The 12,351-nt window shown below is 63.4% G+C and carries 10 protein-coding genes and 1 pseudogene; 6 read left to right on the plus strand and 5 right to left on the minus strand.

The genetic code is table 11. The features are described 5' to 3' along the window. Window positions 1–195: 195 nt before the first annotated feature. From PFZ56_RS07795 to PFZ56_RS07810, 4 genes are all read left to right on the plus strand, one after another. Window positions 196–3,837, plus strand: coding sequence for a DUF2339 domain-containing protein (locus tag PFZ56_RS07795; RefSeq protein ID WP_170002059.1), 3,642 nt, complete (start codon window positions 196–198; stop codon window positions 3,835–3,837). After that, on the plus strand, window positions 3,834–5,213 hold the full coding sequence (locus PFZ56_RS07800; protein ID WP_170002061.1) for a DUF3999 domain-containing protein: 1,380 nt from the start codon (window positions 3,834–3,836) through the stop codon (window positions 5,211–5,213). The genes PFZ56_RS07795 and PFZ56_RS07800 overlap by 4 nt, the downstream gene beginning before the upstream one ends. Before the next feature lie 174 nt (window positions 5,214–5,387). Continuing rightward, window positions 5,388–6,398 carry a class 1 fructose-bisphosphatase gene (locus tag PFZ56_RS07805; RefSeq protein WP_170002063.1) on the plus strand — a complete coding sequence of 337 codons (1,011 nt, stop codon included), beginning with the start codon at window positions 5,388–5,390 and terminating at the stop codon, window positions 6,396–6,398. A 3-nt stretch (window positions 6,399–6,401) separates the two neighbouring features. Beyond that, a complete protein-coding gene (locus PFZ56_RS07810) occupies window positions 6,402–7,004 on the plus strand; it encodes a DUF924 family protein (protein WP_102882114.1) in 603 nt (200 codons plus the stop codon). 13 nt (window positions 7,005–7,017) lie between these two features. Here PFZ56_RS07810 and PFZ56_RS07815 read toward each other — a convergent pair whose 3' ends face one another. The 4 genes and pseudogenes from PFZ56_RS07815 to PFZ56_RS07830 all read right to left on the minus strand — a co-directional run. Further along, a complete protein-coding gene (locus tag PFZ56_RS07815) occupies window positions 7,018–7,350 on the minus strand; it encodes a type II toxin-antitoxin system RelE/ParE family toxin (RefSeq protein WP_170002065.1) in 333 nt (110 codons plus the stop codon). After that, window positions 7,347–7,619, minus strand: coding sequence for a type II toxin-antitoxin system Phd/YefM family antitoxin (locus PFZ56_RS07820; RefSeq protein ID WP_102882112.1), 273 nt, complete (start codon window positions 7,617–7,619; stop codon window positions 7,347–7,349). The genes PFZ56_RS07815 and PFZ56_RS07820 overlap by 4 nt, the downstream gene beginning before the upstream one ends. 168 nt (window positions 7,620–7,787) lie before the next feature. Further along, window positions 7,788–8,552 (minus strand): methyl-accepting chemotaxis protein, encoded by a 765-nt coding sequence (locus PFZ56_RS07825; RefSeq protein ID WP_371826192.1) that lies wholly within the window; start codon window positions 8,550–8,552, stop codon window positions 7,788–7,790. A gap of 141 nt (window positions 8,553–8,693) precedes the next feature. Beyond that, window positions 8,694–9,680, minus strand: a pseudogene (locus PFZ56_RS07830) (cache domain-containing protein); the annotation flags it as partial. Window positions 9,681–9,961: 281 nt separating this feature from the next. On the opposite strand from PFZ56_RS07830, the gene PFZ56_RS07835 reads away from it, so the two are divergent. Both PFZ56_RS07835 and PFZ56_RS07840 read left to right on the plus strand, forming a co-directional pair. Then, the gene (locus PFZ56_RS07835) at window positions 9,962–10,216 is read left to right on the plus strand and encodes a hypothetical protein (protein WP_011058771.1); all 255 of its coding nucleotides are present in this window, start codon (window positions 9,962–9,964) and stop codon (window positions 10,214–10,216) included. Between the two features lie 36 nt (window positions 10,217–10,252). Further along, a complete protein-coding gene (locus PFZ56_RS07840; protein WP_102862758.1) occupies window positions 10,253–10,822 on the plus strand; it encodes a lipocalin family protein in 570 nt (189 codons plus the stop codon). Between the two features lie 85 nt (window positions 10,823–10,907). Here PFZ56_RS07840 and PFZ56_RS07845 read toward each other — a convergent pair whose 3' ends face one another. Then, complete coding sequence (locus PFZ56_RS07845) at window positions 10,908–12,272, minus strand: formimidoylglutamate deiminase (protein ID WP_170002069.1); 1,365 nt, start codon at window positions 12,270–12,272, stop codon at window positions 10,908–10,910. Between the last annotated feature and the right edge of the window lie 79 nt (window positions 12,273–12,351).

Raw genomic sequence — 12,351 nt, forward strand, 5'->3', positions numbered from 1 at the left:
GTTGGGTCGGGTCGATATACTGAGCGCCGATTTTATCTCCCGGATGGTGTCTTTCGGGCCACGCTCGGCTTCCAATCGGGGACAGACCTTCGCCGGCAAGCCGGCGCCTACAATCTCCGTAGGGGCCGGCTTGCCGGTGAACGCGTCAACACAGCTGTACCTGTCCTTTAGTGGACCGCTTAGGGATATCGACACATGCAATGGATGTTCATGCTGTTGGGGTTGGTGCTGGGGTGGATCGTTGATGAGTCCATCAGTGATGCCCTGATCGGTGCCCTGCTGGGCCTGGCTGTCGGCCTGGTCATTCGCTTCGGCGCCCTGCATCGCCAGGTTGTCGACCAGCACCGCGAGCTGGAACAGGCGAAAAAGGCCCTGGCCACCCTGGGCCAGCGTCTTGCGCTGTTGGAAAGCAACGCTAGCCCCGCCGCCGAACCTGCGGCCGAACCCCTGGTCAATGCCCCGCTTGCCGAGGCTCGCGCAGGCACGAGCGCCGCGGCGGAACGCGAAGACCTGCCTGAATTCATTCTTGATGAAGTCCAGCCTGTGGAGCCGGCTGCTCCCGAGCTGGTCTGGGAACTGCCCGCTGCGGTGCGTCCTGCCGCGGCAATCCAAGCCAGCCAGCCGCTGCCGGAGTCGGTCTGGCAACCCGGGCCCCAGGTGTCGTCCCGGGAGCCACAGCCAGCTGCGGCCCCTGTGGACCTGCAACCGAACCTGATCGAACGCGCCATCAGCGGTGCACGCAACTGGCTGTTTGGCGGCAACACCGTGCTGCGGGTCGGCGTGGTGCTGTTGTTCCTCGGCCTGGCCTTCCTCCTGCGCTATGCCACCGAAGGCATGGTGGTTCCCATCGAATTGCGTTATGCCGGAGTGGCGGCCAGCTCCCTGGGCCTCTTGGGGCTGGGTTGGTGGCTGCGGCGACGCAACAGCAACTACGCGCTGATGCTCCAGGGCACCGGCATCGCCGTGCTCTACCTGACGGTGTTCGCGGCCATGCGCCTGCATCCGTTGCTCGACCCTTCTGCGGCTTTGGGCCTGCTGGTGGCCGTGACCGTGTTTTCGGCGATCCTGGCCATTACCCAGGATGCCCTGGGTCTGGCGGCGGCCGCCGCCCTGGGCGGTTTTGCCGCGCCCATCCTGACGTCCACCGGCGCCGGCAGCCATGTGGCGCTGTTCAGCTACTTCGCCCTGCTCAATGCCGGCATCCTCGGCATTGCCTGGTTCAAGGCCTGGCGCCTGCTGAACCTGATCGGCTTTGTCGGCACCTTCGGCATCGGTTTCGCATGGGGCCTGCGCTCCTATGCCCCGGAGCTGCTGTGGAGTACCGAGCCGTTCCTGATCCTGTTCTTCCTCATGTACCTGGCCATTGGCCTGCTGTTCACCCGGCGTAAGCTGCTGGAAATGACCGATGCTCCGGCGGACGCCGATCGTCAGGCGCTGCTGCACTGGTCCGCACGCAAGGGTGACTACGTCGATGGCAGCCTGCTCTTCGGCCCGCCGTTGGTGGCTTTCGGTTTACAACTTGCGCTGGTCCGGCATCTGGAGTTCGCGGCGTCTTTCAGTGCCCTGGCCCTGGGTTTGATCTACATGGTCCTGGCGCGGGTGCTGATGGGCGGTCGCGCCCTGTTGCTGGGGGAAACCTGCCTGGCCCTGGGGGTGATTTTCGCCAGCCTGGCCATTCCGTTGGGTCTGGATGCGCGCTGGACGTCCGCGGCCTGGGCCGTGGAGGGCGCGGGGATCTTCTGGCTCGGCCTGCGTCAGCAGCGGCCATTGGCCCGGGCCTTCGCCTTGCTGTTGCAGGTGGGCTCGGCCCTGGCTTTCCTCAGCGAATTGAGTCCCGGGAACACCAGCCTGCTGGCCGGTGCGCCTTTGGGGGCATTGCTGCTCGGTGGCGCGTTGCTGTTCAGCTTCGACCAACTGCGACGGGCCGATAAGTCCTTGCCTTCGACCTGGGAGCAGGGCATTGCGCCGCTCTTGGGGGTGCTTGGGCTGGGTTTCCTGTATCTGCTAGCGCCCTTGTTCTTCTTCACCCAGGGCACGGCCATCAGTTGGGCCTTGGCCGGGCTGGTGACCTTGTGGGTCGGCCTGCGCCTGCAATCGCGGGCCTTCCTGTTCACGGCATTTGGCGTCCAGTTGCTCGGCGGGGCCTTGTTCCTGATGCGCCTGCAAGGGGCGGACGGCGACGCGAGTGCAGTCTTCAGCGCCGGCTGGAGCGGCCTGATGAGCGCCTCGCTGATTGGGCTGGCGCTGATTGGCGGCATGCTCCTGGCCGCCCGCAATGACATGGTGCGCAAGGACCCGCGCTTGTTGCGGGGGCTGTCGGTGGTGCTGCTGGCGGGCTTGATGATGATCAACCTGGCGGTGCTGTTTGTGCTGCCTTGGCGTACCGCCAGTGGGGTCTGGGCCGCCAGCGGGCTGTTGATCATCTGGCTCAGCCTGTACTTGCAGCAGCGGGCCAGTTTTGTCTTTGGCCTGGTGCTCCAGGTGATTGGCGGCAGCACCTTCCTGCTGGCCGGTTCGGACTGGTATTTCGTGGCGGTGGCGGACGCTGCGCGGCCCCTGGCCAATGGCGACTTCTGGACGCCGATGGTCCTGGCCCTGGCGGCGCTGGTAGGGGCCTGGCGCTTGCAGCGGGGCCATCATGGCTCGGCGTTCAATGCCTTGAGCCTGGGGCGCCTGTCTGACCTGTTGTTGGCCTGGGGGGCTTGCTGGTGGGCCTTTACCTGGCTCAAGGAGGTACTGCGCTTCGCCCCGGCCCATTGGCAGGCGAGCCTGTTGCTGCTGATCACCGCCGCCAGCGTGCTGCTCTGCGCGCTGCTGGCGGTGCGCCTGCAGTGGAAGTCCCTGGGGCTGGTGTGCAGCCTGCTGATACCGCTGGGCGCCCTGGTGCTGCTGGCGGCTTGGGCACCGCGTTATCACCCGGCGGCGGATCTGGGCTGGCTGGCCTGGACCCTGCTGTTTGCCGTGCACTTCTTCAGCCTGCGGCGCCTGGCGGCATGGCTGCCGACGCGGGTCCTGAGCATCGCCCATGTGCTGGGTTGCTGGCTGCTGCTGGGGGTGTTGGCGCTGGAACTGCGCTACGCCTTGCTGCTGTTGTCCGAGCAGTACAACGCCTGGCGCTGGCTGGGCTGGGCGATCCTGCCGAGCCTGTACCTGGTGGCCATGGCCGCGCCGCGCCATTGGCCGTGGCCGGTTGCCGCGCATTCCAGGGAATACCGCCTGTATGCCGCGCTGCCCCTGGCGGTGTTGATGCTGGGCTGGTTCTGGCTGGCCAATACCTTCAGCGACGGCCGTGCCGAGCCGTTGCCTTACTTGCCGCTGCTCAATCCCCTGGAGCTGGGGCTGCTGTTTGCCCTGTTCGGGGTCTATGTGTGGTCCCGCAGCGCGGTGCAGGTGCTGGCGCTTCGGAGCGATTACGCCGAGCGCGGCGCCCAGTTGGTGGCGGGGGTTTCCCTGTTCGCCTTCTTCACCGTGCTGGTCATGCGCGCGGCTCATCATTGGAGCGGCGTGCCGTTCCAGGCGGATGCGTTGCTTGAGTCGATGATGGTCCAGGCCGGGCTGTCCATCGTCTGGACCCTGATTGCCCTGGGCTTGATGATTGGCGGGCATGTGCGCCATCGCCGCGAAGTCTGGCTGATCGGCGCGGCGTTGATCGCGGTAGTGGTGGCCAAGCTGTTCCTGGTGGAGTTGAGCAACCGTGGCGGGCTGGCGCGGATCGTCTCTTTCATCGGGGTCGGTGTGTTGTTGCTGGTGGTGGGGTATTTCGCCCCCTTGCCGCCCAAGCGGGTCGAGGCCGAGCCTGAAGCCGGCAAGCCCTTGAATGAAGGAGTGTCGTCTTGAGTCAGAAGTTGAACCTGGGCTGGTGGGGGGCTGCGGGCCTGTGTGTGGCATTGTCCGCCGTGGCCCAGGACAAGCCCGGGGACTTCAAGTCCCAGGTGCCCTTGACCCTGAGCGGCGAAGGCCCCTGGTACCGCCTGGAGCTGCCGCTCGCCGTGCAGCTCCAGGCCAGCCAGACCGATCTGCGGGATATGCGCGTATTCAACGCCGCCGGCGAGCCCCAGGCCTATGCCGTGGCCCGTCAGCAGGCGCAGACTCGCGAGCAGCGCAGCCTTGCTGATGTGAAGTGGTTCCCGCTGTACAACTCGGCGCAAGCTGGCGACAGCATCCCCAGTGTGCGGGTGCAGTCCAACGCCAATGGCACGCTGGTGGAAGTGCAGCCGGCCACTGAGTTGGAGGCGGGTGAAGAAGTCCTGCGAGGCTGGTTGCTGGATGCCAGCGCCATCAAGGCGCCGCTGCAACAACTGGTGCTGGACTGGACCAGTGAGCGCGACGGTTTCCAGCGTTTCAGCATCGAGGCCAGTGACGATCTGCAGCACTGGCAATCCTGGGGAGAAGGCCAGGTGGCACGGCTGTCGTTTGCCGACGAGCGGGTCGAGCAGCATGAGGTGGCTTTGCCCGGGCAGTCGGCACGTTACCTACGCTTGCTGTGGAACACCCCGCAGGCGGCGCCGGTGCTCACTTCCGCGCAGTTGCAGAGCAGTACCACCAGCAGCCTGCCGTCGCCGCTGCTGTGGTCGCAACCGCTGGGCGGCACGGCCGCCAAGGCCGGTGAGTACAGTTGGCAGTTGCCCAAGGGGCTGAATGTCGAGCGCGTGCGGGTCGAGCTCAAACAGGCCAATAGCCTGGCGCCCGCAACACTGTATGGACGCCGTGAGAGCAGCCTGCCCTGGCAGCCCCTGAGCAATGGCCTGCTGTACCGCCTGACCCAGAACGGCCAGGATGTGCAGCAGAACGAACTGCAATTGCCGGGGCAGACCGTGCAGCAGCTCAAATTGACAGTGGATGAGCGTGGCGGCGGCCTGGGCGCCGAGGCGCCGACCCTGCAATTTGCCGTGCGCGGCACGCAACTGGTGTTCCTGGCTCGTGGCGCCGGGCCCTATACCCTGGCGCTGGGCAACCCGACCGCAACAGCGGCCAACCTGCCGTTGGCCACCCTGATTCCTGACTACAGTCCGCAGCGTCTCAAGGAACTGGGCCAGGCCAAGGTCGAGGGCGCGGCGCAACTGACGACGTCCACTGCGGCGTCGCCGGACGTCGCCGTGGCCAGCGGGCCTGACTGGAAAAAAATCGGCCTGTGGGCGGTGCTGCTCCTGGGGGTACTGGCATTGGCCGGCATGGCCTTCAGTCTGCTGCGCAAGCCGGCGGTCAAATCCTGAGCGGTTGCGGGGATGGCAGAGGGCGCTGTGGCCAGTCATGCCTGGGGTTTTGTGGCTACGCTGAAACCGGTGCCTGAACTCTATCTGCCGGTTCCCTGTCTGAGAGGAGGAAATGCGCCCCGACTCGCGTTAAACTGCGCGGGTTTTTAGTCCCCCATTCCTCCGGAGCCTTCCATGTCCCGCGTTACCCTGAGTCGCTATTTGATTGAGCAGACCCGCAGCAACAACACTCCTGCCGATCTGCGCTTCCTGATCGAAGTGGTGGCGCGTGCTTGCAAGGAGATCAGCCACGCTGTGTCCAAAGGCGCCCTGGGTGGTGTTCTGGGCAGCATGGGCACGGAAAACGTGCAGGGCGAAGTGCAGAAGAAGCTCGACGTGATCTCCAACGAGATCCTCCTGGAAGCCAACGAATGGGGCGGTCACCTGGCCGGCATGGCGTCCGAGGAAATGGACAATGCCTACCAGATCCCGGGCAAATACCCGAAAGGCGCCTACCTGCTGGTATTCGACCCGCTGGACGGTTCGTCGAACATCGATATCAACGCGCCCGTTGGCACCATCTTCTCGGTGCTGCGTTGCCCGAACGAGTACCTGAGCCAGAACGAAGCCTTGAACGAAAAGGCCTTCCTGCAGCCGGGCACCCAGCAGGTTGCTGCCGGTTACGCCATCTACGGCCCGCAGACCATGCTGATCCTGACCCTGGGTCATGGCGTCAAGGGCTTCACCCTGGACCGTGAAATGGGCAGCTTCGTGCTGACCCACGAAGACATCAAGATCCCGGAATCCACCCAGGAATTCGCCATCAACATGTCCAACGAGCGTCACTGGGAAGCCCCGGTCAAGCGCTACGTGAGTGAGCTGCTGGCCGGCGACACCGGTCCACTGAAAAAGAACTACAACATGCGCTGGGTCGCGGCCATGGTCGCCGACGTGCACCGTATCCTGACCCGTGGCGGCTTGTTCATGTACCCACGCGACAGCCGCGAGCCGGAGAAGCCGGGCAAACTGCGGCTGATGTACGAAGCCAATCCGATGTCCTTCCTCATCGAACAGGCTGGCGGTTCTTCTACCGACGGTCGCCAGCGCATCCTCAACATTCAGCCTGAAGGCCTGCACCAGCGTGTTGCCGTATTCCTTGGTTCCAAGGAAGAAGTGGCTCGTGTGACGGGCTACCACAAGGAATAAGACATGGCCCAGTCCTGGCAGCCTCTGCTTGATTGGTGGTTCGGTTCAGCCGAAAAGCCGGCAGAGGTGGTCGCTGCCAAGGGCAGGCTGTGGTTTGGCAAACGCGACAGCCAGGACCTCGAAGCGCGCCAGCGCTTTGGTGGTCTGGTGGAGCAGGCACTGGCTGGCGGATTGACCGAGTGGACGCAAAGTCCCCAAGGTTGGCTGGCCCTGGTGCTGTTGCTCGATCAGTTGCCGCGGATGATCTATCGCGATACGCCCAAGGCGTTCTCCGGCGATACCCGTGCCCAGGCACTGGTGGCGCAAGGCATTGCCGCGGACCTCGACCGGCGCTTGCCGGCCATGCAGCGCAGCTTCATCTACCTGGTGTTCGAGCATTGCGAGCACCTGGCGGTGCAGAACGAAGGGGTTTCCCGCTTTGCTGCCCTGCACGACGAACAACCGGAGGAAGATCGCCCGGTGTTCGCTGATCAGCTGGACTACGCCGAACGGCACCAGAAAATCATTGCCCGCTTCGGGCGCTTTCCCCATCGCAACGCCATCCTCGGTCGTGAGTCCACTGCCGAGGAGCTGGCTTTCCTGCGCGAGCCTGGTTCGCGTTTCTGACGGCCGGCAAGCATTACTTGCCCGCTCGCAATAGGCGCTTCATCAGCAATGACGGCAGGTCTTTGCGTGTATCGGCAATGATGTGGATAAAGACGGTGTTCTCCCGCACTTCGTAGATCACCCGGTTCATACCGCAAAGTACCTGACGATAGTGGCGCAGATTGAGCTGCTGAATTTCGTCAGGTACCACGCCAGCGTAGGGCGAGGTCGCCAGTTGAGCCACGGTGGATTTCAAGTGCTGGAAGGTGCTGTGCCAGGCTTGGGGAGAGAATCGACTGATCAGGTATTGTCTGAGCTCTTTCAGGTCGCGTTCTGCCGAATGCAGAATGACCACCTTGAATTTCATTGCAGGTCGTCCCGCTCCAGGTCGGCAAACACCTGCTCTGCATCACGGAACTGACCGGCTTCAATCTCCCGGTTGCCCAAGGCCAGAAGTTTCAACATGGCCAGGGTCGCTTCCTGTTCCTCAAAGCTCTGTACATCCATAACCACCAGCTTGGCTTCGCCATTCTGGGTAATAACCAGAGGCTCGCGGCTTTCCGTCAGTTGCTTGACGATCTCGGCGGTGTGGCTTTTCAGGTAACTGATGGGCTTGATCTGGGATGAAAGCTTCATGGGGCGGGCTCGACTGTAAAGGCAGGCCTGAGTTTAGTCTTAATCCAGTTCTGTTGGGGGCGTGCAGACCAGCGACTGTATTGCCGAATGTCCGCAATCGAATGATTTCACCGGCAAGCCGGTTCCTACGAATACTGGTAGGAGGCGGCTTGCCGGCGAAGCTGCTCCTCAGATACGGAAGCTGCCCACCAGGTGCTGCAGGCGCTTGGCCTGTTGTTCCAGGTCGGCGCAGGCGCGCAGGGTGGCTTGCAGGTTTTCCACCCCTTCCTGATTCAGGGTGTTGATTTCGGTGATGTCGACGTTGATCGACTCCACCACCGCGGTCTGCTCCTCGGTGGCGGTGGCCACCGACTGGTTCATGCCGTCGATTTCACCGATGCGCTGGGTCACGCTGCCCAGGCGTTCGCCGGCCTGGTTGGCGATGCCGACGCTGCTTTCGCTCTCACGCTGACTCTCGGTCATGGTGCCCACCGCTTCACGGGCGCCCACTTGCAGCTCCTCGATCATTTTCTGCACTTGCTGCGCCGAATCCTGGGTGCGGTGGGCGAGGTTACGCACCTCGTCCGCTACCACCGCGAAACCGCGTCCGGCCTCACCGGCGCGAGCCGCTTCGATGGCGGCGTTGAGGGCCAGCAGGTTGGTCTGCTGAGAAATGCTGGTGATGACTTCGAGGATCTGCCCGATGTTCACCGTGTTGCTGTTGAGGGTCTCGATGTTGTCGCAGGAGCTGCTGATCTTTGCCGACAGCTGATGCATAGCGGCGATGGTCTGATCCACCACTTGCTGGCCGTCTTGCGCCAGGCTGCGGGCCTCGCTGGAGTGCTGCGAGGCGAGGGCGGCGTTCTGGGCGATTTCCTGGGCGGCGGCGCCCAGTTGGTTGATGGCCGCGGCCACGCTGCTGGTGCGCGAAGCCTGTTGGTCGGAGTTGAACATCGACGAGTTGGAGGCGGCGACTACGCGCAGGGCCACTTCGTTGACCTGGCCGGTGGCCGAGGACACTTCGCGGATCGAACTGTGGATGCGTTCGACGAAACGGTTGAACGACACCCCCAGGGTGCCGAATTCGTCGTGGCCATGGATCACCAGGCGTTTGGTCAGGTCGCCTTCGCCTTCGGCGATGTCGTGCATGGCCCGGCCCATCACGTGCAGCGGCTGCATCAGGATGCGGATCAGCATGCCCAGCAGGCTGATGATGATCACTACCGCGATCAGCATGGCGATGATCGCCGAGGTGCGAAACTCACTGAGCACGGCGAAGGCGGTGTCCTTGTCCAGGACCAGGGCCACGTACCAGTCGGCCGAGGGCACGCCGTTGACGTGGGTGAAGGAGATGAACTGGGTCTTGCCGTTCAGTTGCACTTCTTTCAGGCCGGGGCTGATGCTCGGGGCACCCGCGGGATAGGCTTCGGCGAGGCTCTTGAGCACCAGTTTGCTGTCGGGGTGGATGAGGATCTTGCCGTCGGCGCTGACGATGAAGGCCTGGCCATGACCGCCGAAGTTCAGCGAGTTGATGATGGCGCTGATGCTCGACAGGTCGATATCGGCGCCGGCCACGCCGATCATCTGGTTCTGATGCTGCACCGGGGTGGCCACGGTGATCACCAGTTTGCCGGATGAAGCGGCGATGTAGGGTTCGGTGACGATGGTCCGTTGCGAGCCGGTGGCCGCCTTGTACCAGCCGCGGGCGCGGGGGTCGTAGTCGGCGGCGCGATTGCCGGCCGGCACCGAAAACATCACGCCGTCCTGGCCGCCGAAGTAGCTGAGCTGGAAGTTGCTGGTATAGGCGGGCAGGCCGACGCTGCGTTTCAGGCTCTCGGCGCCGTTGCCGTCCACGGCGATCTGCTGGGCCAGAGACTGCAGGAGCTGGATGCGGCTTTCCAGCCAGGTCTGGATATTGCTGGTGGTCAGGCTGCCCAGTTCCTGCATGGTGGACTCGGTGCTGCTGCGCAGGGCCTCACGCTGTCGGTAGTCATTGAACAGAATAAAACAGGCGAACGCGACGGCCACCACAAGGGCGGCGGCAAGCAGGATCTTGTGGCTGAATTTCATATTGCTGGTCATTAAGTGAACTACCGCGATGGGCTGGTCAACGAGGGGCGTCAATTTGCCACAGTGGAGGGCTTTGCGCTGCAGTTATGTCGACTGGCTATTACTGAAGATGAGGCCTCGTGGAGAAAAACCGACGAACAGCAGGGCAAGGCGAAAAGGTGTTTGATTTACCGGGAAAATGCCCGGAGCAGCGGGCAAGAAATACCCGGCCGAGCGGGGAACCAGAAGGGGGTTTTCTCTTCTAAGCTTCTGGTTGGCTGACAGGCCTTCCCCCTTTCGTCCAGGAGTTCACCATGTCCCTGCGTTCTCTCGCTCTGTTGTCGTTCTGCGTGCTGCTGGCTGCGTGCAGCAAGGTCAATCAGGAAAACTATTCCAAGCTCTCGGCGGGCATGCCCAAGGCCGAGGTTGAACAACTCCTGGGCAAGCCGACTGACTGTTCGGGCGCGCTGGGCATGTCCAGCTGCACCTGGGGCGACAAGAACAGCTTTATCAGCGTGCAGTATGCCGGTGACAAGGTTCTGATGTTTTCCGGGCAAGGCCTGAAGTAAAAAAAACCGGGGCTTCGGGCCCACGGGAGAAAAATAATGATGCGTTTTGTTTTCACTCTTCTGGTCGGCCTGCTCTTGGCCGGCTGCGCCACGTCCCGGGACGATTCGCTGGCGCCCAAGACCGTCAACCACGTCGATCTCAAGCGTTACCAGGGGACCTGGTACGAGCTGGCGCGGTTGCCGATGTATTTCCAGCGTAACTGTGCGCAATCCGAGGCCCGCTACACCCTGTTGCCGGAGGGCAACGTGGCGGTGCTCAACCGCTGCCTGACCCCGGAGTGGAAGTGGGAGGAGGCTCGTGGCACGGCAACGCCTCAGGTGCCGGGCAAGACCGACAAGCTGTGGGTCGAGTTCGATAACTGGTTCTCGCGGCTGCTGCCGGGGGCGACCAAGGGCGACTACTGGGTGCTGTATGTCAGCGATGACTACAAGACCGCGATTGTCGGCAATCCCAACCGCCGTTACCTGTGGTTGCTGTCGCGGACCAAGGAGGTCAATGAGACGGTGCGTGAAGAGTTGCTGAGCAAGGCGCGTCAGCAGGGCTACGACACCACGCGACTGATCTGGCGGGTGTCGGACTCGGCCATGGCCAAGACCTCGAAATAGATTCATTCCCTGTAGCAGTCGGCTGGCCGGCGAAGGCGTTCGTGAGAATGCTTTCGCCAGCACGTCGGTTCCTACGAACTTGGGGTCAGTTGAGCAGCTCGCGCAGGACTTGGGTGAAGGCCCGGCTACTGTCTTCTTCGGCGGCGTGACGTCCGTCACGCACCACCCACTGACCACCCACCATCACATCCCGTACCTGGCGGTCGCCGCCGGCAAACAACCAACGGTTGAGAATCCCGTCGCCATCCGCGGTGGCCAGGTAAGGGTCGTTGCCATCCAGCACCAGCCAATCGGCGCGCTTGCCCACGGTCAATGTACCTATGGGTTGCCCCAGCGCATGAGCGCCGCCAGCGAGCGCGGCATCGTACAAAGTGCGGCCGACCATGGGCTGGTCCGCGCGGTACAGGCGGTTGCGACGCTGGTCCCGCAGGCGTTGGCCGTACTCCAGCCAGCGCAGTTCTTCCACCACGCTCAAAGACACGTGGCTGTCGGAGCCGATGCCCAGGCGTCCGCCCTGGGCGAGGAAGTCCACCGCCGGGAAGATACCGTCGCCCAGGTTGGCCTCGGTGGTCAGGCACAGGCCGGCAATGGCCCGGCTTTCGGCCATGAGGCTGACTTCTTCCGGATTGGCGTGAGTGGCGTGGACCAGGCACCAGCGTTGATCCACCGCGACGTTCTCATGCAACCATTGCAGCGGGCGGCGTCCGCTCCAGGCCAGGCAGTCGTCGACTTCCTTCTGCTGTTCGGCGATGTGGATGTGAACGGGGCATTGGCGGTCGCTGGCGGCCAGGACTTCGCTGATTTGCTGTGGCGTGACCGCGCGCAACGAGTGAAAGCACAGGCCCAGCTGCTGGTTGGCCTGTTGCGCCAGCAGGGGCTGCAAGCGCTGTTGCAGTTGGAGGTAGTTTTCCGTGCTGTTGATAAAGCGGCGTTGGCCGTCATTGGGGGCCTGGCCGCCGAATCCCGAATGGCTGTACAGCACGGGCAGCAAGGTCAGGCCGATGCCGCTGCTGGCGGCCGCCTGGCTGATGCGTCGGGACAGCTCGGCAGGGTCGGCGTAGGGCTGGCCGTCGGTGTCGTGATGCACATAGTGGAATTCCGCCACTGAGGTGTAGCCGGCCTTGAGCATTTCGATGTACAGCTGGCGGGCGATGATCTCCAACTGTTCAGGGCTGATCTTGCCCACCAGGCGGTACATCAGGTCGCGCCAGGTCCAGAAGCTGTCGTTGGGGTTGCCGGCCACTTCCGCCAGCCCGGCCATGGCTCGCTGGAACGCGTGGGAGTGCAGGTTGGGCATGCCGGGTAGCAGCGGGCCCTTGAGCTGTTCTGCACCTTCTGCACTGGCGTTGGCCTGGATGTGAGTCAGCAGGCCGTCGGCACTGACTTCAAGACGTACATGGTTGGCCCATCCATCAGGCAGCAGTGCGCGTTCGGCGAAGAAGGCGGACATGGTTCAAGCACCCCATCGTGTGTTATTTGTATATACATATACAGACGTTTGCCTGCTCGGTAAACTCCGGCAAGCTAGT

The sequence above is a fragment of the Pseudomonas danubii genome (assembly GCF_042980055.1).
Classification (GTDB): domain Bacteria; phylum Pseudomonadota; class Gammaproteobacteria; order Pseudomonadales; family Pseudomonadaceae; genus Aquipseudomonas; species Aquipseudomonas danubii.

What these genes read in the sequence shown, in the direction of transcription:
- PFZ56_RS07795 (WP_170002059.1), top strand. Translation starts at nt 196, where the DNA reads ATGCAATGGATGTTCATGCTGTTGGGGTTGGTGCTGGGGTGGATCGTT.
- PFZ56_RS07805 (WP_170002063.1), top strand. Translation starts at nt 5,388, where the DNA reads ATGTCCCGCGTTACCCTGAGTCGCTATTTGATTGAGCAGACCCGCAGC.
- PFZ56_RS07810 (WP_102882114.1), top strand. Translation starts at nt 6,402, where the DNA reads ATGGCCCAGTCCTGGCAGCCTCTGCTTGATTGGTGGTTCGGTTCAGCC.
- PFZ56_RS07815 (WP_170002065.1), bottom strand. Translation starts at nt 7,350, where the DNA reads ATGAAATTCAAGGTGGTCATTCTGCATTCGGCAGAACGCGACCTGAAA.
- PFZ56_RS07820 (WP_102882112.1), bottom strand. Translation starts at nt 7,619, where the DNA reads ATGAAGCTTTCATCCCAGATCAAGCCCATCAGTTACCTGAAAAGCCAC.
- PFZ56_RS07825 (WP_371826192.1), bottom strand. Translation starts at nt 8,552, where the DNA reads ATGTTCAACTCCGACCAACAGGCTTCGCGCACCAGCAGCGTGGCCGCG.
- PFZ56_RS07835 (WP_011058771.1), top strand. Translation starts at nt 9,962, where the DNA reads ATGTCCCTGCGTTCTCTCGCTCTGTTGTCGTTCTGCGTGCTGCTGGCT.
- PFZ56_RS07840 (WP_102862758.1), top strand. Translation starts at nt 10,253, where the DNA reads ATGATGCGTTTTGTTTTCACTCTTCTGGTCGGCCTGCTCTTGGCCGGC.
- PFZ56_RS07845 (WP_170002069.1), bottom strand. Translation starts at nt 12,272, where the DNA reads ATGTCCGCCTTCTTCGCCGAACGCGCACTGCTGCCTGATGGATGGGCC.